Source organism: Azospirillum brasilense, from assembly GCF_022023855.1.
In the GTDB taxonomy this organism is placed as follows: Bacteria; Pseudomonadota; Alphaproteobacteria; order Azospirillales; family Azospirillaceae; genus Azospirillum; species Azospirillum brasilense_F.
On the sequence record NZ_CP059449.1, the window covers coordinates 2695958 to 2720589 of the forward strand.

21 protein-coding genes and 3 tRNA genes are annotated in these 24632 nt (G+C 65.1%); all 24 read right to left on the minus strand.

The window, feature by feature from the left end; genetic code table 11:
- Positions 1-3: 3 nt before the first annotated feature.
- Positions 4-798: a biotin--[acetyl-CoA-carboxylase] ligase gene (locus H1Q64_RS12840; RefSeq protein WP_237903803.1), complete on the minus strand. Its 795-nt coding sequence runs from the start codon at positions 796-798 to the stop codon at positions 4-6.
- The gene (gene nuoN, locus H1Q64_RS12845) at positions 795-2243 is read right to left on the minus strand and encodes an NADH-quinone oxidoreductase subunit NuoN (protein ID WP_237903804.1); all 1449 of its coding nucleotides are present in this window, start codon (positions 2241-2243) and stop codon (positions 795-797) included. The genes H1Q64_RS12840 and nuoN overlap by 4 nt, the downstream gene beginning before the upstream one ends.
- Positions 2244-2253: 10 nt before the next feature.
- Positions 2254-3780: an NADH-quinone oxidoreductase subunit M gene (locus H1Q64_RS12850; RefSeq protein WP_014240132.1), complete on the minus strand. Its 1527-nt coding sequence runs from the start codon at positions 3778-3780 to the stop codon at positions 2254-2256.
- A gap of 24 nt (positions 3781-3804) precedes the next feature.
- On the minus strand, positions 3805-5892 hold the full coding sequence (gene nuoL / locus H1Q64_RS12855) for an NADH-quinone oxidoreductase subunit L (protein WP_237903805.1): 2088 nt from the start codon (positions 5890-5892) through the stop codon (positions 3805-3807).
- A gap of 9 nt (positions 5893-5901) precedes the next feature.
- The gene (gene nuoK / locus H1Q64_RS12860; protein ID WP_014240130.1) at positions 5902-6210 is read right to left on the minus strand and encodes an NADH-quinone oxidoreductase subunit NuoK; all 309 of its coding nucleotides are present in this window, start codon (positions 6208-6210) and stop codon (positions 5902-5904) included.
- 2 nt (positions 6211-6212) lie between these two features.
- Positions 6213-6827 carry an NADH-quinone oxidoreductase subunit J gene (locus H1Q64_RS12865; protein ID WP_035673018.1) on the minus strand — a complete coding sequence of 205 codons (615 nt, stop codon included), beginning with the start codon at positions 6825-6827 and terminating at the stop codon, positions 6213-6215.
- 36 nt (positions 6828-6863) lie between these two features.
- Positions 6864-7352, minus strand: a complete 489-nt coding sequence (nuoI, locus tag H1Q64_RS12870; RefSeq protein WP_014240128.1) for an NADH-quinone oxidoreductase subunit NuoI — start codon at positions 7350-7352, stop codon at positions 6864-6866.
- 94 nt (positions 7353-7446) lie between these two features.
- Positions 7447-8457, minus strand: a complete 1011-nt coding sequence (nuoH, locus tag H1Q64_RS12875; protein WP_014240127.1) for an NADH-quinone oxidoreductase subunit NuoH — start codon at positions 8455-8457, stop codon at positions 7447-7449.
- The gene (gene nuoG, locus H1Q64_RS12880) at positions 8450-10522 is read right to left on the minus strand and encodes an NADH-quinone oxidoreductase subunit NuoG (RefSeq protein WP_237903806.1); all 2073 of its coding nucleotides are present in this window, start codon (positions 10520-10522) and stop codon (positions 8450-8452) included. Before nuoG ends, nuoH begins: the two co-directional genes overlap by 8 nt.
- A 15-nt stretch (positions 10523-10537) precedes the next feature.
- On the minus strand, positions 10538-11830 hold the full coding sequence (gene nuoF, locus H1Q64_RS12885) for an NADH-quinone oxidoreductase subunit NuoF (protein ID WP_014240125.1): 1293 nt from the start codon (positions 11828-11830) through the stop codon (positions 10538-10540).
- Positions 11831-11840: 10 nt separating this feature from the next.
- A complete protein-coding gene (gene nuoE / locus H1Q64_RS12890) occupies positions 11841-12458 on the minus strand; it encodes an NADH-quinone oxidoreductase subunit NuoE (RefSeq protein ID WP_094306023.1) in 618 nt (205 codons plus the stop codon).
- Positions 12455-13603 (minus strand): NADH-quinone oxidoreductase subunit D, encoded by a 1149-nt coding sequence (locus tag H1Q64_RS12895; RefSeq protein ID WP_035673062.1) that lies wholly within the window; start codon positions 13601-13603, stop codon positions 12455-12457. Before H1Q64_RS12895 ends, nuoE begins: the two co-directional genes overlap by 4 nt.
- Positions 13604-13671: 68 nt before the next feature.
- Positions 13672-14301, minus strand: a complete 630-nt coding sequence (locus H1Q64_RS12900; protein WP_237903807.1) for an NADH-quinone oxidoreductase subunit C — start codon at positions 14299-14301, stop codon at positions 13672-13674.
- Between the two features lie 24 nt (positions 14302-14325).
- Positions 14326-14868, minus strand: a complete 543-nt coding sequence (locus tag H1Q64_RS12905; RefSeq protein ID WP_014240121.1) for a NuoB/complex I 20 kDa subunit family protein — start codon at positions 14866-14868, stop codon at positions 14326-14328.
- On the minus strand, positions 14859-15227 hold the full coding sequence (locus H1Q64_RS12910) for an NADH-quinone oxidoreductase subunit A (RefSeq protein ID WP_014240120.1): 369 nt from the start codon (positions 15225-15227) through the stop codon (positions 14859-14861). The genes H1Q64_RS12905 and H1Q64_RS12910 overlap by 10 nt, the downstream gene beginning before the upstream one ends.
- A gap of 344 nt (positions 15228-15571) precedes the next feature.
- Positions 15572-15648, minus strand: a tRNA-Asp gene (locus H1Q64_RS12915).
- Between the two features lie 164 nt (positions 15649-15812).
- A tRNA-Val gene (locus tag H1Q64_RS12920) sits at positions 15813-15887 on the minus strand.
- Positions 15888-15993: 106 nt separating this feature from the next.
- On the minus strand, positions 15994-16266 hold the full coding sequence (locus tag H1Q64_RS12925; RefSeq protein WP_237903808.1) for an HU family DNA-binding protein: 273 nt from the start codon (positions 16264-16266) through the stop codon (positions 15994-15996).
- A 164-nt stretch (positions 16267-16430) separates the two neighbouring features.
- The gene (lon, locus tag H1Q64_RS12930; RefSeq protein ID WP_237903809.1) at positions 16431-18845 is read right to left on the minus strand and encodes an endopeptidase La; all 2415 of its coding nucleotides are present in this window, start codon (positions 18843-18845) and stop codon (positions 16431-16433) included.
- A gap of 285 nt (positions 18846-19130) precedes the next feature.
- A complete protein-coding gene (gene clpX / locus H1Q64_RS12935; protein ID WP_145625755.1) occupies positions 19131-20399 on the minus strand; it encodes an ATP-dependent Clp protease ATP-binding subunit ClpX in 1269 nt (422 codons plus the stop codon).
- Between the two features lie 216 nt (positions 20400-20615).
- Positions 20616-21251 carry an ATP-dependent Clp endopeptidase proteolytic subunit ClpP gene (gene clpP / locus H1Q64_RS12940; protein WP_145684838.1) on the minus strand — a complete coding sequence of 212 codons (636 nt, stop codon included), beginning with the start codon at positions 21249-21251 and terminating at the stop codon, positions 20616-20618.
- A 102-nt stretch (positions 21252-21353) separates the two neighbouring features.
- On the minus strand, positions 21354-22688 hold the full coding sequence (gene tig, locus H1Q64_RS12945; RefSeq protein WP_237903810.1) for a trigger factor: 1335 nt from the start codon (positions 22686-22688) through the stop codon (positions 21354-21356).
- 91 nt (positions 22689-22779) lie between these two features.
- Positions 22780-22864, minus strand: a tRNA-Leu gene (locus tag H1Q64_RS12950).
- A 173-nt stretch (positions 22865-23037) separates the two neighbouring features.
- Entirely contained in the window at positions 23038-24603 is a 1566-nt protein-coding gene (locus H1Q64_RS12955) for a malonyl-CoA decarboxylase (RefSeq protein WP_237903811.1), read from the minus strand.
- Positions 24604-24632: the final 29 nt, after the last annotated feature.

A 24632-nucleotide genomic window follows, 5' to 3' on the forward strand; every position in this document is an offset into this window, starting at 1 on the left:
CTCTCAGGTCTCCACCGCGGGTGGGAAAAACACGTCTCCGGCGGCGATGCGCTGGCGCCCCGCCCCGTCATCCCGATCAAGCAACAGAACGCCGTCGCTGTCCAGATCGGCGAAGGTACCGGTCAGCGTGCGGTCCGGCAGACGGACGACGATGGGCTCGCCCAGACCCCGCGCCCGCTTCAGCCAAGCGGCGCGCACCGGGCCGAAGCCATGCTCCGCCCAGACGCCGTACCAGCGCGCCAATTGCTCCGCGTAGATTTCCAGCAGCGCCGCGGGCTGCAGCGCCGGAGCGCCCTCCGCCGCCAGCGAAGTGGCCGCGTAGTCCGTTCCGTCGGGAAAATGCCGCAGGTTGATGCCGACGCCGAGCACCAGCCAGGACACCCCTCCCCCGGCAGCAGCCTCCGACTCGAGCAGGATGCCGGACAGCTTGCGGCCATGCACCAGCACGTCGTTCGGCCATTTGCAGCGCACGCCGTCGGGATCGGGGAGGACGGCGGCGGCTGTGTCGGCGATGGCGAGCGCCGCCACGAACGAAATCTGCGCCGCCTCGGCCGGCGGGCGCGAGGGACGCAGAATGGTCGAACTGTACAGATTGCCTTCCGGCGACGTCCAGGCCCGGCCGCGACGGCCGCGACCGGAGTCCTGCCGCTTCGCCCAGACGATGGTGCCTTCGGCAGCCCCCGAACGCGCGAAGGCCTTCGCCTCGTCGTTCGTGCTGCCGACGGAGTCGAAGGCCATCACCCGGAAGCCCGGAGGCAAGCGCAAGCGCGCCGCCTCCGCTTCGTTTCCTGCCGTCATCCGGCGAACAGCGAGGCCGCCGCCGCCGCCGCGTAGTTCAGGATCGGGGCCGGAACCACGAAGAACAGCAGCGTGAACAAGCCCGTGGCGATCAGGATGCCGGTCATCCCGTCGTCGCCGATCTTGTCGAACGCCTCCACCGGCTCATCGAAGTACATGATCTTGATGATGCGCAGGTAGTAGTAGGCGCCCACGACGCTGGTCAGAACGCCGATCACCGCCAGCGTGTAGAGCTGCGCCTCGATGGCGGCGAGGAAGACGTAGAGCTTGCTGAAGAAGCCGGCCATCGGCGGGATGCCCGCCATGGAGAACATGAACACCGCCATCGCACCCGCCAGCAGCGGGTTGGTGCGCGACAGGCCGGCGAGGTCCTTGATCTCCTCGACCATGCGGCCCTGCTGCTTCATGCACAGGATGACAGCGAAGGTGCCGATGTTCATGACGACGTAGACCGCCATGTAGATCAGAACGCCGCGCACGCCCTCCTGGGTGCCGGACGCGAGTCCGACCAGGGCGTAGCCGACGTGGCCGATGGAGCTGTAGGCCATGAGCCGCTTGATGTTGCTCTGGGTGATGGCCGCGAAGGCGCCGAGCGACATCGAGAGGATCGAGCTGACGATGATGATCTGCTGCCACTGGTGGGCCAGATGACCGAACGGCTCGATCAGCAGGCGGGTGAACAGCGCGATGGCGGCGACCTTCGGGGCGGCGGCGAAGAAGGCCGTGACCGGAGTCGGCGCGCCCTCGTAGACGTCCGGCGTCCACATGTGGAACGGAACGGCGGAAATCTTGAAGGCCAGGCCGGCGGCGACGAAGACCAGACCGATGATGACGCCCACCGACGGATGCGCGCCACCGGCGAACAGGGCGGCGATCTTGTCGAAGGAGGTCGTGCCGGCGAAGCCGTAGACCATCGAGGCGCCGTACAGCAGCATGCCCGAGGAGAGCGAGCCGAGCACGAAGTACTTCAGACCCGCTTCGGAGGACTTGGCGCTGTCGCGGCGGAAGGCGGCGATGACGTAGAGCGCAAGGCTCTGCGTCTCCAGCCCGACATAGAGCGAGATGAGGTCGTTGGCCGACACCATCATCAACATGCCGAGCGTGGCGAAGAGCATCAGCACCGGAAACTCGAACCGGGCCATCTTCTCGCGCTCGTTGAAGCCGAGCGCGAGGAGAACGGACAGCGAGGCGGCGACGAGGATCAACACCTTCATGAAGACGCCGAAGGCGTCCATCACGAAGAGGCCGTTGAAGGTGACGACCCGGCCGGTGCCGTAGCCCATAGTCAATATGGCGGCCAGCAGCAGCGCCACCATCGTCATGTAGCCGATGGGGCGCGTGAAGCCGTCGCCGCGGAACACGCCGATCAGCAGCAGGGCCATGCCGGCGCAGGCGAGGAAGATTTCCGGCAGGGCCGGCCAGATGTCGGGAAACACAGCGGTCATGTCGGAACCTCTAGCGCGCGGCGACGGAGACGTCGGCCCCGCCCTGAGCGGCGGCCAGCTTGGTCTGGTAGGTCTGGATCAGCTGCCCGACCGACGCCGAAGTGACGTTCAGGAAGCTGTTCGGGTAGACGCCCATCCACAGCACCACGACGATCAGCGGCAGGAAGATGGCAACCTCGCGGGTGTTCAGGTCGAACATCGCGCGGACGTCCGCCTTGACCAGCTTGCCGTACACGACGCGGCGGAACAGCCACAGCGCGTAGGCCGGGCCCAGGATCAGGCCGGTGGCGGCCAGGAAGGCGACCCAGGTGTTGTCGCGGAAGGCGCCGAGCAGGACCAGGAACTCGCCGACGAAACCGGAGGTGCCCGGCAGGCCGACCGAGGCCATGGTCATGAACAGGAAGACCACCGCGTACTTCGGCATGTTCTTCACCAGACCGCCGTAGCGGGCGATCTCGCGGGTGTGCAGCCGATCATAGACCACCCCGACGCAGAGGAAGAGCGCGCCCGAGACGATGCCGTGCGACAGCATCGTGAAGATCGAGCCCTCGATGCCCTGCTGGTTCAGCGCGAACATGCCGATGGTGACGAAGCCCATGTGGGCGACGGACGAGTAGGCGATCAGCTTCTTCATGTCCTCCTGCGCCAGGGCGACGAGGGAGGTGTAGATCACCGCGACGATCGACAGGGCGTAGACCATCGGGGCGAAATACTCGGTCGCCTCGGGCAGCATCGGGATGTTGAAGCGCAGGAAGCCGTAGCCGCCCATCTTCAGCAGAACACCGGCCAGGATGACCGACCCGGCGGTCGGCGCCTCGACGTGGGCGTCGGGGAGCCAGGTGTGCACCGGCCACATCGGCACCTTCACCGCGAAGGACGCGAAGAAGGCCAGCCACAGCCAGAGCTGCATGTTGCGCGGGAAATGGGTCGCCGTGATCGTCGGGATGTCCGTCGTGCCGGCCGCGAAGTACATGGCCAGGATGGCCAGCAGCATCAGGACCGAGCCGAGCAGCGTGTAGAGGAAGAACTTGAACGCCGCGTAGACGCGCCGCGCACCGCCCCAGACACCGATGATCAGGAACATCGGGATCAGCACGCCCTCGAAGAACATGTAGAAGAGGACGAAATCCAGCGCGCAGAACATCCCCACCATGAGGGTTTCCAGCACGAGGAAGGCGATCATGTATTCCTTCACCCGGGTCTGCACCGCCTCCCAGGAGGAGAGGATGCAGAGCGGCATCAGGAAGGTGGAGAGGATGACGAACAGCATTGAAATGCCGTCCACGCCCATGTGGTAGGAGATCCCGAACTCGGGAATCCACGCCGCCTTCTCCACGAGCTGATAGCCCGGGTTGCGCGGGTCGAAGTTGAACCAGATGAACAGCGACAGGACGAAGGTGATGACCGTCGTCCAGAGCGCGACGTAACGGACGTTCCGAACCACATCCGGTGTGTTGCCCCTGCAGAAGAGCAGGATCAGCGCCACACCGGCCAGCGGCAGGAAGGTCGTGAACGACAGGAGCGGCCAGCTAGCCATTGTTCTTGTTCCCCTTCAAACCGCTCAACCGAACACCGAGAGCCAGGCGACCAGCAGCACCACACCGATCACCATCGCGAAGGCGTAGTGATAGACGTAGCCTGACTGGAGGCGGCTGGCGCGCGCCGCGACGTCGCGGGTGGCGGCGGCGATACCGTCCGGACCGACACCGTCGATCACAGCGCCGTCGCCGGATTTCCACAGGCCGTAGCCCAGATACTTGGCCGAGCGCACGAACAGACGGTCGTACAGCTCATCGAAGTACCACTTGTTGTACAGGAACTGGTGCACGCCACGGAACGTACCGGCGACCTTCTCCGGGAGGCCCGGCATCGCCATGTACATGATGTATGCGAGCGCGATGCCGATCAGGCCGACGACCAGCGGAGCCAGCTTGACCCAGCCCGGGGTATGATGATGGGCCGCCTCGATGCTGTTGTTGTCTGCCAGCACCAGGATGGTCTTGCCCCAGAAATGCTCCATGCTGTGGCCGATGAACAGCTCGTGGAAGCCGAAGCCGGCGAACAGGGCGCCCAGCGCCAGGACGGCCAGCGGGATCAGCATGACGATCGGCGACTCATGAGCGTGGTCGAAGACCGACTTCTCCATCCGCGGCTTGCCGTGGAAGGTCATGAACAGCAGGCGCCAGGAGTAGAAGGCGGTCAACAGGGCCGCGGCGATGCCGAGCGCGAAGGCGAACTTGCCGACCGGGCTGGCCGAGGCGAAGGCCGCCTCCAGGATCATGTCCTTGGAGTAGTAGCCGGCGAAGAAGGGCAGACCGGCCAGAGCGAGGTTGCCGATCCACATCACCGCATAGGTGAAGGGGATCTTCCGCCAGACGCCGCCCATGTTGCGCATGTCCTGCTCGTGGTGCAGGGCGTGGATCACCGAACCGGCGCCGAGGAACAGCAGCGCCTTGAAGAAGGCGTGCGTGAACAGGTGGAACATCGCCGCACCGTAGGCGGAGACGCCTGCGGCGAAGAACATGTAGCCGAGCTGGCTCATGGTCGAATAGGCGATGACGCGCTTGATGTCGAACTGGGTGAAACCGATGGTCGCCGCGACAAAGGCCGTCAGGGCGCCGACCACGGCCACGATCTCGAGCGCCGTCGGGGCGTATTCGAAGACCGGGGACAGGCGGCAGACCATGAAGACACCGGCGGTCACCATGGTGGCCGCGTGGATGAGCGCCGACACCGGGGTCGGGCCTTCCATGGCATCCGGCAGCCAGGTGTGCAGGCCGAGCTGGGCCGACTTGCCCATGGCGCCGATGAAGAGCAGCAGGCAGGTGACGGTCAGCGCGTCGAAGTTCCAGCTGAGGAAATGCAGCGTCTGGCCGGCCAGCTCCGGCGCCTTGGCGAAGATCGCGTCGAACTGGACGGAACCCGTCAGCACGAAGATCGCGAAGATGCCGAGCACGAAGCCGAAGTCGCCGACACGGTTGACCAGGAAGGCCTTGATCGCCGCGTTGTTGGCCGAGGGCTTCTCGTACCAGAAATTGATGAGCAGGTAGGAGGCGAGACCCACGCCTTCCCAGCCGAAGAAGAGCTGCACGAGGTTGTCGGCCGTCACCAGCATCAGCATGGCGAAGGTGAACAGCGACAGATAGCCCATGAAGCGCGGCTTCTGCGGGTCCTCGGCCATGTAGCCGATGGAGTAGAGGTGGACCATCGACGACACGGTGTTGACCACCACCAGCATGACCGCGGTGAGCTGGTCGACGCGCAGCGCCCACGACACGTCCAGGCCACCGCTGCGCATCCAGCTCATCAGCTCGATCGTGCGGGGATGCCCGCCGACGGCGACGTCGAAGAACAGCACCCAGGACAGGATCGCGGAGAGCAGGACGGCACCGGTGGTGACGAACTGCGCGGCGCGGTCGCCCACGGTGGGCGGCCCGGCGACGACATGATGGTCGTCGTGGCCGTCATCGTGATGCTCGTCGTGAGCGTGCGTGTCGTGCGCATGGGCATCGTGGCCATGACCGTGGTCATGCCCGTGATGATCGTGGCCGCCGGCGTGCGCCGGCTCCGCCTTCGGCCCGCCGAACAGGGCGATGGAACCCGCGACGAGGAACGCCAGGAGCGGGAGGAATACGACAAGGACTTCCATGGCGCTGCCTTAGCCCCTCATCAGATTGATGTCTTCGACCCGGATGGAGCCGCGGTTGCGGAAATACACCACCAGGATGGCGAGACCGATGGCCGCCTCGGCGGCGGCGACGGTCAGGATGATCATGGAGAAGACCTGCCCGACGAGATCGTTCAGGAAGACCGAGAACGACACCAGATTCAGGTTCACGGCGAGCAGCATCATCTCGATCGACATCAGGATGATGATGACGTTCTTCCGGTTGAGGAAGATGCCGAGGACGCCGAGCGTGAAGATGATGGCCGAGACCGTCAGATAATGCCCGAGACCGATTTCCATGATCACACGCCCTCCCCGGTCGGCACCTTGCGGATGGCGACCACGTCCTCGCGCCGACGGGCGAGCTGGGAGCCGATGTTCTGCTTCCGGACACCCTCGCGCTGACGCAGGGTCAGGACGATGGCGCCGATCATGGCGATCAGCAGCACGATGCCCGACGCCTGGAACAGATAGACGTAGTGGGTGTAGATCAGCTGGCCGAGCTGCTCGGTGTTGGTCGCTCCAGCCATTGCCGCGACCGGAGCCGATGCGGCCTTCTCCGCCGCCGGCGCGATGATCCAGCCGCCGAGCACGGCGGCCAGTTCGGCCAACAGGATGAGACCGATCAGCCCGCCGATCGGCAGGTATTGGAGCGCGCCCGCCCGCAGCTCGCGGAAGTTGATGTCGAGCATCATCACCACGAACAGGAACAGCACCGCGACCGCGCCCACATAGACGATCACCAGGATCATCGCGATGAACTCGGCCCCGAGCAGCACGCACAGGCCGGCGGCCTGGAAAAAGGCCAGGACCAGATAAAGGACCGAATGAACCGGATTCCGCGCCGAGATGACCATCACACCGGAGGCCACCAGCAGCGCGGCAAAGACGTAGAAGGCGATGCCTTGAACAATCATCGTTATCCCCGTTTCCGCTTACCGCACTGCAACGACTTACCGGTACGGCGCCTCGGCCGCGAGGTTTTGGGCGATTTCCGCTTCCCAGCGGTCGCCGTTCGCCAGCAGCTTCTGCTTGTTGTAGAAAAGCTCTTCACGGTTCTCGGTGGAGAACTCGAAGTTCGGGCCCATCACGATGGCGTCCACCGGGCAAGCCTCCTGGCAATAGCCGCAGTAGATACACTTCGTCATGTCGATGTCATAGCGCGTGGTACGGCGGCTGCCGTCCTCACGCGGTTCGGCCTCGATGGTGATGGCCAGGGCCGGACACACCGCCTCGCACAGCTTGCAGGCGATGCAGCGCTCCTCGCCGCCGGGATACCGGCGCAGGACGTGCTCGCCGCGGAAGCGGGGGCTGATGGGGCCCTTTTCGAACGGGTAGTTCAGGGTCACCTTGGGCTTGAACATGTAGCGCAGGGTGAGCCCGAGGCCGCCCAACAGTTCGGTCAGGAACAGGCTGCGCGCCGCACGATCGAGGAACGCCATGGCCTCTTCGTCTCCTTCCTAGCGGGCGCCCCGTTCCGGGTGACGCCCGCGCTTTCTCTTTGAAACTCGATCCGATGGTCCGTTCAGGCGCCGGTCACTTCGGCAGCCAGCCGAACGTCACCAGCACGCCGGCCGTCAGCACGACCCACAGCAGCGAGAACGGCAGGAACACCTTCCACCCCAGACGCATCAGCTGGTCGTAGCGGTAGCGCGGCATGGTCGCGCGGACCCACACATAGACGAACAGGCAGAAGGCGATCTTCAGGGCGAACCAGATCGGGCCGGGGATCCAGGTGAAGGGCGCGAACGGCAGCGGCGGCAGCCAGCCTCCCAGGAACAGGATGCTGGTCATCGCGCTCATCAGGATCATGTTGGCGTATTCGCCAAGGAAGAAGAGCGCGAAGGGAGCTGAGCTGTATTCCACCATGAAGCCGGCGACCAGCTCCGACTCGCCTTCCGGCAGGTCGAAGGGGGACCGGTTGGTTTCCGCCAGCGCCGAGATGAAGAAGATGACGAACATCGGCAGCAGCGGGATGGCGAACCAGATCGTCTCCTGCGCCTCCACGATCTTCGTCAGGTTCAGCGACCCGACGCAGAGCAGGACGGAGATGATGACGAGGCCCATCGAGACCTCGTAGGACACCATCTGCGCCGCCGAGCGCAGCGCGCCGAGGAAGGCGTAGCGCGAGTTCGACGCCCATCCGGCCATCACGATGCCGTACACGCCCAGCGACGAGATCGCGAACAGGTACAGGATGCCGACGTTGATGTCGGCCAGCACCATGCCGTAGTCGAAGGGAATGACCGCCCAGGCGACCAGCGCCAGGAAGAAGGTCAGCATCGGCGCCAGGTAGAACACGAAGCGGTTCGCGCCGACCGGCAGGATCTGCTCCTTCGCGAACAGCTTCAGGCCGTCCGCGAAAGGCTGCAGAAGCCCGAACGGGCCGACGATGTTCGGACCCTGGCGGAGCTGCATGGCGCCCATGATCTTACGTTCGGCGTAGGTCATGAAGGCCACGGCCACCAGGAGCGGCACGACGATCGCCAGGATCTTGAGGACGATGATGATCAGCGGCAGAAGGAAGCCGCTCCAGAACTCAGCCATGGGTACCGGTCCTCTCCTGAGCGCTCTCGGCGGGCTTCACGAACGTCTCGGCGCAACGAGCCATGGTCACCGAGGCGCGGCTGATCGGGTCGGTCATGTAGTAGTTCGCGACCGGCGACTGGAGCGGGGCCGCGTCGAGCGCGCCCTCCGCGCCGAACGGCGCCCAGGCGGCTGGCGTGACGGTGCCGACCGCCGCGAAGACCGGGTTGACCTCTGCCAGACGGCGACGGATCTGCGTCAGGCTGTCGTAGGGCAGCTTGTGGCCGAGCTGTTCCGACAGGGCACGCAGGATCTTCCAGTCCTCCCGCGCCTCGCCGGGCGGGAAGGTGGCGAGACGCGCCTGCTGCGGACGGCCTTCGGTGTTGACGTAGATGGCGTTCTTCTCGGTGTAGGCGGCACCCGGCAGGATGACGTCGGCGCGGTGGGCGCCCTTGTCGCCGTGGTGACCCTGGTAGACCACGAAGGCCTTGCCGAGAGCGGCGGTGTCGATCTCGTCGGCGCCCAGCAGGTACACCACGTCGATCTCGCCCTTCCCTGCCCCCTCGACGATGCCGGCGGTGCCGCGACCGCCCTCGCCCGGCAGGAAGCCGATGTCGAGGCCGCCGACGCGCGACGCCGCCGTGTGCAGCACGTTGAAGCCGTTCCAGCCGTCCTGAACCACGTTGAAGGTCTCGGCCAGCTTGCGCACCGCGGCCTGGACGGCGGCGCCGTCCTTGCGGCGGAAGGCGCCGGCGCCGAGGATGACCATCGGGTTCTTGGCGCCGCGCAGCACGTCGGCGAAGGCGTGCGTACCGTCGACGAGCTGCTGCAGGGCATCGGTGCCCGTGCCGAGATGGCTGTACGGGTAGGTCAGCTCGCGGGCCTCGCCGATCACCGCGACCTTCAGGCCACCCATCAGGTAGCGCTTGCGGATGCGGGCGTTGACGATGGTGGCTTCCCAACGCGGATTGGTGCCGACGAGCAGGATGACATCCGCCCGCTCGATCCCGGCGATGCCGCTGTTGAACAGGTAGCCCGCGCGGGCCGACGTGTCGAACAGGGCGCCGTCCTGGCGGCAATCGATGTTGGCAGAGCCGAGGCCGGCCATCAGCTCCTTGAGCGCCAGCATGGACTCCGTGTCGGCCAGATCGCCCGCGATGGCGGCGATGCGGTTGCCCGGAACACCCTTGACCTTGGCGGCGATGGCCTGGAAAGCCTCCGCCCAGGTCGCCGGCTGGAGCTTGCCGTCCTTGCGGACGTAGGGGCGGTCGAGACGCTGGCGCTTCAGCCCGTCATAGGCGAAGCGGGTCTTGTCGGCGATCCACTCCTCGTTGACGTCCTCGTTGACGCGCGGCAGGACGCGCATCACCTCGGGGCCGCGGGTGTCGACGCGGATGTTCGAGCCGACCGCGTCCAGCACATCGACCGTCTCGGTCTTGCGCAGCTCCCACGGACGGGCCGTGAAGGCGTAGGGCTTGGACAGCAGGGCGCCCACCGGACAGACGTCGGCGAGGTTGCCCGACAACTCCGACCCGATGGCCTTCTCGACGAAGGTGGTGATCTCCATGTGCTCGCCGCGGTTCACCGCGCCGAGGTCCGGCACGCCGGCGATCTCGTTCACGAACCGGATGCAGCGCGTGCAGTGGATGCAGCGCGTCATCTCGGTCCGGATCAGCGGCCCCATGTACTTGTCCTGGACGGCGCGCTTGTTCTCGCCGTAGCGGCCACGGTCGAAGCCATAGGCCATCGCCTGGTCCTGGAGATCGCACTCGCCGCCCTGGTCGCAGATCGGACAGTCCAGCGGGTGGTTGATCAGCAGGAATTCCATGACGCCCTTGCGGGCCTTGTGCACGAGGTCGGTATTGGTCTTGACGACCATCCCGTCGCCGCAGGGCATGGCGCAGGCGGCCACCGGCTTCGGCGCACGCTCCATCTCCACGAGGCACATGCGGCAGTTCGCCGGCACGCTCAGACGCTCGTGGTAGCAGAAGCGCGGGATCTCGATGCCCAGCTGTTCGCAGGCCTGCAGGATCGAGGTGCCCGGCTCGACTTCGATCTCGATCCCGTCGATGGTGAGTTTCGGCATTGGAAACCGGGCTCCTTACTCGGCCGCCAAGGACTTGGCGGCGTTGCGGTAGTCGAGGATGCGGCGCTCGACCTCCGGCCGGAAATGCCGGAACAGGCCCTGGATCGGCCAGGCCGCGGCATCGCCGAGCGCGCAGATGGTGTGCCCCTCGATCTGCTTGGTGACCTCCAGCAGCATGTCGATTTCCTCGACGCGCGCGTTGCCGGTCACCATGCGCTGCATGATGCGGTTCATCCAGCCGGTGCCCTCGCGGCACGGCGTGCACTGGCCGCAGCTCTCATGGGCGTAGAACTGGGACAGGCGGGCGATGGCCTTCACCACGTCGGTGGACTTGTCCATCACGATCACCGCCGCGGTGCCCAGGCCGGACCGCACGTCGCGCAAGCTGTCGAAGTCCATCAGGACCGTGTCGCAGATCGACTTCGGCAGCAGCGGCACCGACGACCCGCCGGGGATGATCGCCAGCAGGTTGTCCCACCCGCCGCGCACGCCGCCGGCGTGCTTCTCGATCAGCTCCTTCAGCGGGATGCCCATCTCCTCTTCCACGTTGCACGGCTTGTTGACGTGCCCGGAGATGCAGAAGAGCTTGGTGCCGGTGTTCTTCGGACGGCCGAGACCGGCGAACCACGCGGCGCCGCGGCGCAGGATGGTCGGAACCACCGCGATGGATTCGACGTTGTTCACCGTGGTCGGGCAGGAATAGAGACCGGCCTGGGCGGGGAACGGCGGCTTGTTGCGCGGCTGGCCTTTCTTGCCCTCGATGGACTCGATGAGCGCGGTTTCCTCGCCGCAGATGTACGCGCCCGCACCGCGGTGGATGTAGATGTCGTAATCGTAGCCGGTGCCGCAGGCGTTCTTGCCGATGAGCCCCGCCTCGTACGCCTCGTCGATGGCGCGCTGGACGTTGGAGCCCTCGTTGTAGAACTCGCCGCGGATGTAGATGTAGCAGGCCGACGCGCCGATGGCGAAACCGGCGATCAGGCAGCCCTCGATCAGCTTGTGCGGATCGTGGCGCAGGATGTCGCGGTCCTTGCAGGTTCCCGGCTCGCCTTCGTCGGCGTTGATGACGAGGTAGACCGGCTTGTCCGTGACGTTCTTCGGCATGAAGGACCACTTCATGCCCGTCGAGAAACCGGCGCCGCCCCGCCCGCGCAGGCCGGACTCCTTGACCTGCTCGATGATCCATTCCTTGCCCTGGGCGATCAGGGCCTTGGTGTTGTCCCAATCACCACGCTTCCGGGCGGCGTCCAGGCCGAAGCTCTGGTAGCCGTACAGGTTGGTGAAAATGCGGTCCTCGTCGCGAAGCATCGCATCCCCCTCAATCGGCCGTGGTGGTGAAGGCCTTCAGAGTCGTCGGGCCGCCCACCGGTTCGGAGGACTGCCGGCCGATCTGCGAGCCGTGCTTGGGGATCTCGCCGCCCTTGAGAGCGTCGATGATCTTTTCCATGTGTTCCGGGCTGACGTCTTCATAGTAGTCGTCGCCGATCTGGACCACCGGCGCGTTGACGCAGGCGCCCGAGCACTCGACCTCGCGCAGCGTGAACTGGCCGTCCGCCGTGGTCTCGCCGACACCGATACCCAGCTTGCGCTCGCAGGTGTGCACGATGTCGTCCGACCCGCGCAGCCAGCACGGCGTGGTCGTGCAGACCTGGATGACGTGCTTACCGACCGGGGTCTTGTTGTACATCGTGTAGAAGGTCGCGACCTCGTACACGCGGATGCGCGGCATGCCGAGCAGGTCGGCGACGGCATCCATGGCGACGCGCGGCAGCCAGCCGTCGCTCTGGCGCTGGGCCAGATCGAGCAGCGGCATGCAGGCGCTGGCCTGCTTGCCTGCCGGGTACTTCGCGATGATGGCCTTCGCCCGTTCCAGATTTTCCGGAGTGAAGGCGAAGGAGGCCGGCTCCTTGGCCGGGTCGTGAGCCGGGGCGCTCATCGGTCAATTTCTCCGAACACGATGTCCATGGACGCGATGTTGGCCACCGCGTCGGCCAGCATGTGGCCCTTCGACATGAAGTCGAGGCCCTGCAGGTGGGCGAAGCCCGGCGCGCGGATCTTGCAGCGGTACGGCTTGTTCGTGCCGTCCGAGACCAGATACACGCCGAACTCGCCCTTCGGCGCCTCGATGGCGGTGTAGGTTTCGCCCGCCGGGACGTGGAAGCCCTCGGTGAAGAGCTTGAAGTGATGGATCAGCGCTTCCATCGACCGCTTCATCTCGCCGCGCGGCGGCGGGGAGACCTTGCGCTCCTCCGCGCGCACCGGGCCTTCGGGAAGCTCCTTCAGGCACTGGCGGATCATGCGGTTGGATTGGCGCATCTCCTCCATGCGGACGAGGTAACGCGCCCAGCAGTCGCCGGTCAGGCCGACCGGCACGTCGAAGTCCATGCGGTCGTAGACTTCGTAGGGCTGCGACTTGCGCAGGTCCCAGGCCACGCCCGAACCGCGCAGCATCGGGCCGGTGAAGCCCCAGTTGAACGCTTCTTCCTTGGTGACGACGCCGATGTCGACGGTCCGCTGCTTGAAAATGCGATTGTTCGTCAGCAGATTGTCAATGTCGTCAACAAACTTCGGGAACCGCTCCGTGAACTCCCAGATGTCGTCGGTCAGGCCGGCCGGCAGATCCCAGGCGACGCCGCCGGGGCGGAAGTAGTTGGCATGCAGGCGCGCACCGCACACACGCTCGTAGAACTCCATGAGGATCTCGCGTTCCTCGAAGCCCCACAGCGCCGGAGTGATCGCGCCGACGTCGAGCGCGCCGGTGGTGATCGACAGGATGTGGTTCAGGATGCGCGTGATCTCGGAGAAGAGAACGCGGATGTACTGGGCGCGCAGCGGCGCCTTGATCTGCAGAAGGTTCTCGATGCCGAGCACATAGGCGTGCTCCATGCACATCGGGCTGACGTAATCGAGGCGATCGAAATACGGAACGGCCTGCAGGTAGGTCTTGTACTCGATCAGCTTCTCGGTGCCGCGGTGCAGCAGGCCGATGTGCGGGTCGCAACGTTCGACGACCTCGCCGTTCAGCTCCATCACCAGACGCAACACGCCGTGGGCCGCAGGGTGCTGCGGCCCGAAGTTCATGGTGTAGGGCTTGATCTGGGTCTTGCCGCCGGACTGGCCGGCGGAGGGGTGTGCGGACGTGGCGATGGTCACGGCTTGCTCCCGGTGTCAGGGGCCTGGGCCTTCTCGTCGCCGGGCAGCATCACGTTCGTCATGCCTTCCCAGGGCGACAGGAAGTCGAAGCTGCGGAAATCCTGCGTCAGGCGGACGGGTTCGTAGACGACGCGTTTCTGGTCCTCGTCGTAGCGGCACTCGACATAGCCCGTCATCGGGAAGTCTTTGCGCAACGGGTGACCTTCGAAACCGTAATCGGTCAGGATGCGGCGCAGGTCCGGATGGTCGGCGAAGAAGATCCCGAACATGTCCCAGGTTTCACGCTCGAACCAGCCGGCCGCGTTGTACACCGGCACGGCGGAGGCCACCGGGGTGTCCTCGTCGGTGGTGACCTTCACGCGGAGGCGCCGATTGTGCTTGTAGCTCAAAAGGATGTAGACGACTTCGAAGCGTTCCTCCCGCTCCGGCCAATCCACAGCGGTGACGTCGAGCAGCTGCTCGAACGAGCAGGTCGGATCGTCACGCAGGAAGGTGAGCGACTTGATGAGCGAGGGCCGGCGGACGGTCACCATCAGCTCGCCAAGCTTCAGCTCGACCTTCAGGACGTCATCGCCGAGCGTCGCGGCGATATGGTCCCCAAGTTCCTTCAACGCCTGTTCGGACATGGCCAGGACCTGCCTTTTTCTTATTCAGCGAGCGATGCGGTTGCCGCGCCGGATCTTCTTCTGGAGTTGCAGAATGCCGTAGACCAGCGCTTCCGCGGTCGGAGGACAGCCCGGCACGTAAATATCGACCGGAACGATCCGGTCGCAGCCGCGCACCACCGAGTAGGAGTAGTGATAGTAGCCGCCGCCGTTGGCGCAGGAGCCCATCGAGATCACCCAGCGCGGTTCCGGCATCTGGTCATAGACCTTGCGCAGCGCGGGGGCCATCTTGTTGGTCAGCGTGCCGGCCACAATCATGCAGTCGGACTGGCGCGGGCTGGGGCGCGGAATGACGCCGAAACGGTCCAGGTCGTACCGGCTCATGTAGGCGTGGATCATCTCCACCGCGCAGCAGGCCAGACCGAAGGTCATCGGCCACAGGGAACCGGTGCGGGCCCAGGCGAGCACGTCCTCGTACTTCGCCGTGATGAAGCCCTTTTCCTGGATCTCCTCGGTGACCGCGCGGAGATAGGCGTCCTGTTCCGGTCCGGGCGGAATCGGCGCCAGCTTGGCAGCCTCTACTCCCATTCCAGAGCTCCTTTCTTCCACTCATAGATGAAGCCGATGGTCAGAATCCCAAGGAACACGATCATCGACCAGAAACCGAAGAGCCCGATGTCCCCGAGAGCGACGGCCCACGGGAACAGGAAGGCGACCTCGAGGTCGAAGATGATGAACAGGATGGAGACCAGGTAAAACCGCACGTCGAACTTCGTGCGGGCATCCTCGAACGGCTCGAAGCCGCACTCGTAGGGGGAGAGCTTCTCCGAATCCGGATTCTTCGGGCTGATGACGTAAGACGCGCCAACCATCACCACGGCCAGCGCGATACCGATCAGCAGGAACACCAGGATCGGAAGGTACTCAATGATCAGCGGGTTGGTCACCGCGGTCCTCCCATAAGCCCACGCCACGATCGCCGGTACGGCCGGTAATCGGCCGACGCGCGGTGTCGTGGCTGGAATGCCTTGGATTAGCCCATCAGACGGGGCGGAATATATGACGAGAGCGTGATCAAGGAAAGCGCTTTGAATCGCTTTCGGCCAACGAATCCACTCTGCGGAAATGAGCGGATGTCCTTGGTATTACCAAACTTTTTAAATGACCCTTCTCTCTATCCGGCTTATCGGATATGCGGGTCGAGCTAATCGGATATGGGGACCGCGAGCCTGCCGGTAAAGCCGTGAAGGCTTCGTTTTCTTTGCAAAAAAGAGAATGGAAAGGGAGGGAATGGCGCGAGTGACGGGACTTGAACCCGCGGCCTCCGGCGTGACAGGCCGGCGCTCTAACCAACTGAGCTACACCCGCGCAACGCGGCGATGTGAAATGCGCAAAAACAGGCGTCCATGTCATAGGATCGCAGCGCAGTTTCCGGGGCCACGCCCCGTCGCCGATGGGCGGTTTCTAGCCGCCTGACGCATGACCTGTCAATCACGAATTTGAAAAGGACGTGCCGGAAGGATCGGGCGCGATGGTGGGCGATGAGGGTTTCGAACCCCCGACCCTCTCGGTGTAAACGAGATGCTCTACCGCTGAGCTAATCGCCCGCGCCGCGTCGTTGACCGGATTGGCGTTCCAGACAACGCAAAGCCGGCCAGCCTGTGCTGACCGGCGCGCACTATGCCCGGAATGCCCTATCCGTTCAAGACGTCATCACTTCAACCCGTCCTTCAAGGTCTTACCAGGCTTGAACTTCGGCTGTTTCGACGCGGGAATGGCAATCTTCTCGCCTGTGCGCGGATTGCGGCCCTCGCCGGCCGCGCGTTCGGAAACCGCGAAGGTGCCGAAACCGACCAGTCGAACCTCCTCCCCATTCTTGAGCGAGTCGGCGATGCCGTCGAAAACAGCGTCGACCGCCTTGGTCGCGTCGGTTTTGGACAAACCCACGGCATCGGCGACGTGCGCCACCAGATCATTCTTGTTCACTTACTTCCCCCCATTTCAGTCCGGCAAAGAAAGTGGAAGCAAAGCCACCCAATGACTTCACGCATTCAAACGATAAACGCGACATCGCCCGCCCGTCAATTGCAGACGGGCGGGCGATGCGAAGCTTGGTAGGCCTTTAAAGGCGCTTTAAACGCGGGGCATGATCAATGACGCAGCACCTCGCCGCCGCCGTCGGGCTGCGGCTTGGCGACCGCCGGTTCGACCGCCTCCGGTTCCTTCCACTCGATGGGCTCGAGTTCCCGAACCAGGGCGTTCTTCAGGACATCGTCGACCGTGCTGACCGGGATGATTTCCAGGCCGCGCTTCACGTTGTCCGGAATTTCGGCGAGATCCTTCTCGTTGTCCTTCGGGATCAGCACATGCTTGAGGCCGCCGCGCAGAGCGGCCAGCAGCTTTTCCTTCAGGCCGCCGATGGGCAGCACCCGGCCGCGCAGGGTGATCTCGCCGGTCATCGCCACGTCCTTGCGGACCGCGATGCCGGTCAGGACCGAGACGATTGAGGTGATCATCGCCACACCCGCCGACGGACCGTCCTTCGGGGTGGCGCCTTCGGGCACGTGGACATGGATGTCCCGCTTCTCGAAGAGCGTCGGCTTGATGCCGAAGGCGGTGGCCCGCGACTTGACGTAGCTCTCCGCCGCTTGGACCGACTCCTTCATGACGTCGCCGAGCTTACCGGTGGTGGTCACCCGCCCCTTGCCGGGAAGGCTGACCGCCTCGATCGACAGCAGCTCGCCGCCGACTTCCGTCCAGGCCAGGCCGGTGGTGACGCCCACCAGATCCTCAAGCTCCGCCTCACCGAAGTGGAAGCGGCGAACGCCGGCGTACTTGTCCAGGTTCCGGCGGGTGACCGAGACCTTGGCGCCGGCGGAGCCCTTCATCAGGATCTCCTTCACGGCCTTGCGGCAGAGGTTGGCGATCTCGCGCTCCAGGCTGCGGACACCGGCCTCCCGCGTGTAATAGCGGATCAGGTCGCGCAGCGCGTCGTCGGAGATGGCAAACTCGCCCTTCTTCAGACCGTTGGCCTCCACCTGCTTCTCGATCAGGTGGCGCTTAGAAATCTCGACCTTTTCGTCCTCAGTGTAGCCGGCAACGCGGATGATCTCCATACGGTCCAGCAGCGGCTGCGGCATGCGCATCGTGTTGGCCGTGCAGACGAACATCACGTCCGAGAGGTCGTAGTCGACCTCAAGGTAATGGTCGTTGAAGGTGCCGTTCTGCTCGGGATCGAGGACCTCCAGCAGGGCCGACGACGGATCGCCGCGCCAATCGGCACCGAGCTTGTCGATCTCGTCCAGCAGGAACAGCGGGTTTGACGACTTTGCCTTCTTCATGCCCTGGATGACCTTGCCGGGCATCGAGCCGATGTAGGTGCGCCTGTGACCGCGGACCTCGGCCTCGTCCCGCACGCCGCCGAGCGACATACGCACGAAGTTGCGCCCCGTGGACTTGGCGATCGACTTGCCGAGCGAGGTCTTGCCGACGCCGGGGGGGCCGACGAGGCAAAGGATCGGCCCCTTCACCTTGTTCATGCGGTTCTGGACCGCGAGATATTCGAGAATGCGTTCCTTGACCTTCTCCAGGCCGTAATGGTCGGCGTCGAGGATCTTCTGCGCGAGCTTCAGGTCCTTCTTCACCTTGGTGCGCTTCTTCCAGGGAATGGAGAGCATCCAGTCCAGGTAGTTGCGCACCACCGTCGCCTCGGCCGACATCGGGCTCATGGAGCGCAGCTTCTTCAGCTCGGCCAGGGCCTTGTCGCGGGCTTCCTTGGAGAAGCGGGTCTTGTTGATCTTCTCTTCGAGCTCGGCCGACTCGTCGCGGCCGTCCTCGGTCTCGCCGAGTTCCTTCTGGATCGCCTTGAGCTGTTCGTTGAGATAGTACTCGCGCTGAGTCTTCTCCATCTGCCGCTTGACGCGGTTGCGGATGCGCTTTTCGACCTGCAGGACGCCAATCTCACCTTCCATGAAGGCGTAGACCCGCTCCAGCCGCTCAGACACCGTGGCGCATTCCAAAAGCTGCTGCTTCTCCGGAATCTTCAGCGCGAGATGGGAGGCGACGGTGTCCGCCAGCTTCCCCGGCTCCTCGATCTGGTTGATCGAAACCAGAACCTCCGGCGGGATCTTCTTGTTCAGCTTGATGTACTGCTCGAATTGCGAGACGACCGCGCGTCCCAGCGCCTCAAGCTCCTGACTTTCCCCGACCTTCTCCTCGACGAGGTCGGCGTGGGCCTGGAAGAAATCCTCGTTCTCGGCGAACTTGGTGATGGACGCGCGCTGGCCGCCCTCCACGAGCACCTTCACCGTTCCGTCGGGCAGCTTCAGCAGCTGCAACACGGTCCCAACGGTGCCGACGCTGTAGATATCGGCCGGCGTCGGATCGTCCTGCGCGGCATTCTTCTGGGTGACGAGAAGGATCTGTTTGTCGTCCTTCATCACGTCTTCCAGGGCGCGCACGGATTTCTCACGGCCGACGAAAAGAGGCACGATCATGTGGGGGAAAACCACGATGTCGCGGAGCGGCAGGACCGGATAGAGGGCACCACGAGGGATTTCGAACATTGATTGGGCCTCTTTCATTGGGACGCCGTCAGCCCGGGATGGGCCTGGGAAGAGCCCCGCCTCGAGGGATGAGCACAGGGATCGAAAACCGGCACTTTTTCTAACGTGGCACAGCCATAGCCCCCCTTCAAGGGCCAGAACCCCAATTCCGTATGGCGGTGCGACATGCCGGTCCGACCGCTCCGCGGCCCGAGTGGCTCCCTCGATGTCTGCATAAGCCGGAAACGACAAAGGGCGCCCAAAGGCGCCCTTCCCCGTATCCGATACTGATCGGCCGTGACGAACTCAGGCACCCGGTGCCTGCTGCTCCCCGCGGCGCTCGGCGTGGACGTAAAGCGGCTTGGCGCGCCCTTCGACCACTTCCTTGTTGACCAGGATGCTTTCCACCCCCGACAGACCCGGCAGATCGAACATTGGGTCGAGCAGGATCGACTCCATGATCGAACGCAGGCCACGGGCGCCGGTCTTCCGCTGGATCGCCTTATGGGAGATGGTGCGCAGGGCGTCGTCGGAGAATTCCAGACGGACATCCTCCATCTCGAACAGGCGCTGGTACTGCTTGACCAGGGCGTTCTTCGGCTTGGTGAGGATCTCGACCAGAGCCGCCTCGTCCAGGTCGGACAGGGTTGCGACCACCGGCAGACGGCCAATGAACTCGGGGATCAGGCCGAATTTCAGCAAATCCTCGGGCTCGACCTCACGCAGGATATCGCCGGTCGAACGCTCGTCCGGACCACGGACGTCGGCGCCGAAGCCGATCGAGGTGCCCTTGCCGCGCTGCGCGATGATCTTGTCCAGCCCGGCGAAGGCACCGCCGCAGATGAACAGGATGTTGCTGGTGTCGACCTGCAGGAATTCCTGCTGCGGGTGCTTGCGGCCGCCCTGCGGAGGCACGGAGGCGACGGTGCCTTCCATGATCTTCAGCAGGGCCTGCTGCACGCCCTCGCCCGACACGTCGCGCGTGATCGAGGGGTTGTCGGACTTGCGGCTGATCTTGTCGACCTCGTCGATGTAGACGATGCCGCGCTGCGCCCGCTCGACGTTGTAGTCGGCGGCCTGGAGCAGCTTGAGGATGATGTTCTCGACGTCCTCACCGACATAGCCCGCCTCGGTCAGGGTCGTGGCGTCGGCCATCGTGAAGGGAACGTCGATGATCCGGGCAAGCGTCTGGGCGAGCAGCGTCTTGCCGCAGCCCGTGGGGCCGACCAGCAGGATGTTGGACTTCGCCAGTTCGACGTCGTTGTGCTTCGTGCCGTGCGCCAACCGCTTGTAGTGGTTGTGCACCGCAACAGAAAGGACCCGTTTCGCGTGATGCTGGCCGATCACGTAATCGTCCAGTACCGCATGGATGTCGCGCGGGGTCGGCACGCCGTCGCGGGACTTCACGAGGGTCGTCTTGTTCTCCTCGCGAATGATGTCCATGCACAGCTCGACGCATTCATCGCAGATGAACACCGTCGGACCGGCAATCAGCTTGCGGACCTCGTGCTGGCTCTTGCCGCAAAAGGAGCAGTAGAGCGTGTTCTTCGAATCGCCGCTGCTGGACTTGCTCATCGGTACTCCGTCATCTCGCGGGGGACTGATCCGTATAACCTGTCAACCGCCTGCGGCGTCCCCCGACGCCGGTCCTTTCAAAGGTTGTCACGGGGAAGGCCCGCGACAAGGTTAACGCATCCGCTCACTCATCCTTCGAACCCGATCCATCGGACCGGTTCCCCATCATTCAACAACAGGGAACCGGCGCAATCAATCATTAGTTCGTGCGTGCCCTCAGGCGGCGCTGCCGTCGCCGACCGAGCCGGGACGCTTTTCCACGACCTCGTCGATCAGGCCGAACGCCTTGGCTTCCTCAGGAGACATGAACTTGTCGCGCTCCATGGCCGCCTCGATGGTGTCGAGCGACTGGCCGGTGTGCTTGACGTAGATGTCGTTGAGGCGCGAGCGCAGCTTCAGGATCTCCTGGGCCTGGATCTCGATGTCCGAGGCCTGGCCCTGGGCGCCGCCCGACGGCTGGTGGATCATGATCCGGCTGTTCGGCAGCGAGAAGCGCTTGCCCGGCGCGCCGGCGGCGAGCAGAAGCGAACCCATCGAGGCCGCCTGCCCCATGCACACCGTCGACACCTGCGGACGGATGTACTGCATGGTGTCGTAGATGGCGAGACCGGCCGAGACGTAGCCGCCCGGCGAATTGATGTAGAGCGCGATGTCCTTGCTCGGGTTCTCCGATTCCAGGAACAGCAGCTGCGAGCAGATCAGGCTGGCGACGGCGTCGTTCACGCCACCGATCAAGAAGATGATCCGTTCCTTCAGCAGGCGCGAGTAAATATCGTACGCTCGTTCGCCCCGGTTGGTCTGCTCGATGACCATCGGGACCAGAGCATTCATCTTCGGTTCGAAGTCGTACATGGTGGTCTTCCCTGCTCCCGCAGCTCGGTTAGTCGTCTGAGCAGTCTACATATAGGAATGGAAAGGGGCGACCGGTAGGCCGCCCCTCAACCTTTCTGACGATCAGGCCGCCTCGGCCTCCTCGTCGGGGTCCTTCATCAGCTCTTCGGCGGACACCGGCTTCTCGCTCACCTTGGCCTGGTCCAGGATGTAGTCAACGACCTTGTCCTCGAAGATCGGGGCGCGGAGGTTTTCCAGCGCTTCCCGGTTCTGCTTGAAGAACTCGAACACCTGACGCTCCTGGCCGGGGAAGCGGCGGGCTTCCGCGATCAGGGCGCGGTTGATCTCGTCCTGGGTCACCTGGATGTCGTTGCGGCGGCCGATTTCCGACAGCAGCAGGCCCAGGCGCACGCGGCGCTCGGCGATGCCGCGGTACTCGGTCTTCAGCTCTTCTTCCGGCTTGCCGGCGTCCTCACCGGCGGTGCCGTTCTTCAGCTCCTGCTGAAGGCGCTGCCAGATGCCCTCGAACTCGACGTCCACCATGCCCGGCGGGACTTCGAAGGAGTGCGCCTCGGCCAGCTTGTCGAGGAGCTGGCGCTTGACGCGCAGGCGCGACACGTTGGCGTACTCGCCCTTGATGCGGTCGCCGACGGCCTCGCGCAGCTTCTCCAGGCTCTCCATGCCGAACTCCTTGGCGAGGTCGTCGTTGACCTCGGCCGGGACGTTCTTGCGGAGCTCCTTGACGTCCACCTCGAACACGGTGTCCGCACCCTTCAGGCGGTCGTGCGGGTAGTCGGCCGGGAAGGTGACCTTCACCGTGCGGTGCTCGCCGGCCTTGGCGCCGACCAGCTGCTCCTCGAAGCCCGGAACGAACTGGTTGGCGCCCAGTTCCAGCGGGTAGTCCTTGCCGTCCATGCCCGGCAGTGCCTCGCCATCGACCGAACCGGCGAAGTCGATCACGGCGATGTCGCCCGTCTCGGCCGCGCGGTCCTCGGTGACCGGGGCCTGCACCGAATGGGCGGAGGCCAGACGGGTCAGCGCCTCGTCGACGGCCGAATCCTCGACCGTGGCGACCGGCTTCTCAAGCTCCAGGCCGCTGAGATCGCCCGGCTCGATGTCCGGCAGAAGCTCGACGCCCATGGTGTAGGATAGGTCGCCGCCGTCCTCGTACTTCTCGACGTTGATCTTCGGCTGCATGGCGATGCGCAGGCCGCGCTCGTTCAGCGCCTGGCGCGAGCTGTCGGCGATCGCATCCTCCAGAGCCTCGGCCAGCACGCTGCCGCCGTAGCGCTGCTTGATCACGGCAACCGGCACCTTGCCCGGACGGAAGCCGGGGAGCTGCACCGTCCGGCGCAGCTCTTCGAGCCGGCCCTGCACCTTCTGTTCGATATCCTGGGCGGAAATGACGACCTTGTACTCGCGCTTCAGGCCGTCGGCGCTGGTCTCGGTGATGTTCATCGGAACGAAAGCCTATCTCGTTGTCCGGCCCGGCGGCGCCCGTCCGGGCGGCCCGAAACCGTGTGTTCCCATGCGGTCCAAGCTGTTGCCATGGTGCGGGCGAAGGGACTCGAACCCCCACGACCGAAGTCACCGGAACCTAAATCCGGCGCGTCTACCAGTTCCGCCACGCCCGCAATGGCATAGACAGCCCGCGACGGGTGCGGAACACCCGACGGACTGCCGGCGAAGTCCGCTCTATAGCACAGGGTTCGCGCCGCAAACAGGCAAAATGGGCGCCGTTCCGCACGCCATTGGTGGGTGGCCCGGAAAGCCCCGAGGGAAGCGCCCCGGCGAACGGCAAGCCGCCTCATCCGCCCCCCTTCCCCAACGACCGGATGGAGGAGGAAGCGTTGACCTTGCCCTCCCCCCGGTACGCCTCGTGGTTGGCGTCGATCTCGCCCAGCTTGTAACGGTAGTTGATCATCATCCCGCAGGACTGCCGCAGCCCCTTGGCCGAACGGTCGCCCAGCCAGTTCAGCCGCTCCATGCGGGCCCCGTTGCTGAGGTGGAAGTGCGCGACCGGATCGAGCGCCCGCGCCGGCGCCGCGCCCGGCCTTTCGCTGCGGCGGTCCGACGCGCGCGCCGTCGTCAAGTAGTGCGCGCACAGCCGCATCAACGGGCCGCGAAGCTGTTTTTGAAGCTCCTCGTCGGCGTGCCAGGAGGGCAGAGCCAGGGCTCCGGCCAGCACCGGGCGCTCGTCCGCGTCGCTGTCCGTCTCCGATTCGCCGTTTCCCGGATGACTGGTCATGGCCTCGGCGATGCGTTCCGCCTCGGGCGGGCTGAGCAGCGAATCGCCGCGCTCGGCCAGTTCCCGGTCCAGCCAGCGGCGGAAGCCGGGAATCGGCGACAGGGTGGCGAAGCATTTGATGTTGGGGAACTCGCCGGTCAGCCCGTCCACCACCCGCTTGATGAGGAAGTTGCCGAAGCTGATTCCCGCCAGCCCCACCTGGGCGTTGGAGATGGAATAGAAGATGGCGCTGTCGGCGCTCTTCGGGTCGCAAACCGGGGCGGAGGGGTCGAGCAGCGCCTGGACGTTGTCCGACATGCCCTGGACCAGCGCCACCTCGACGAAGATCAGCGGCTCGTTCGGCATGCGCGGGTGGAAGAAGGCGAAGCAGCGGCGGTCGGAGTCGAGGCGGTCCTTCAGGTCCCGCCAACCGCTGATCTCGTGCACCGCCTCGTACTTGATGAGCTTTTCCAGGAGCGAGGCCGGGCTGTCCCAGGTGATCCGACGCATTTCCAGGAAGCCGACGTCGAACCAGTTGCGCAGCAGACTCTTGAGATCGTCCTCCAGCGCCTGGAGCAGCGGCTCGCCGCGCGCCATCTCCATCAGCTCGGCGCGCAGGTCCACCAGGAACTTCACCCCTTCCGGCAGACCGTTGAACTGGGTGAGCAGCCGCAGCCGGGGCGGCTCCAGCGCGCGGCGCAGGGCGCGCTCGGCATGGCCGCGCGACACCGGATCGCCCGCCGTCTGGAAGGTCGCCATCGCCCGGTCGACGGCGGCGCGGTCCACGTCGAAATCGCGCGCCAGCATCATCAGGAAATTGCGCCGCCCCTGCCCGTCCAGCGCCAGATAGGTGCGGCCGAGCTGCGCCGCCCGCGCCCGCGCCGACACCTCGCCGCCTCGGCCCTCCAGGCAGGCTTCGATCTGTTCCTTCAGCCGCTCCGCGTCCTCCTTGGGCAGATTGGCGCGCGGCGCGGCGCCGACCACCCCGCGGGCGGAGGCGGCGATCTCGCGCCAGCCCGCGCGCAGCGTGTCCAGGGTGCGGTCGAGCAGGCCCGGCGGTGTTCCCACCCCGATGGCGGGGGGCTGGGCCGGGACGGACGGGCTGGACCGGGTCTCAGCGGATTTGATCTCGGGCGTCTCGCTCATACCCAGAGTCTGGCGTGCGGGCGCGCTCT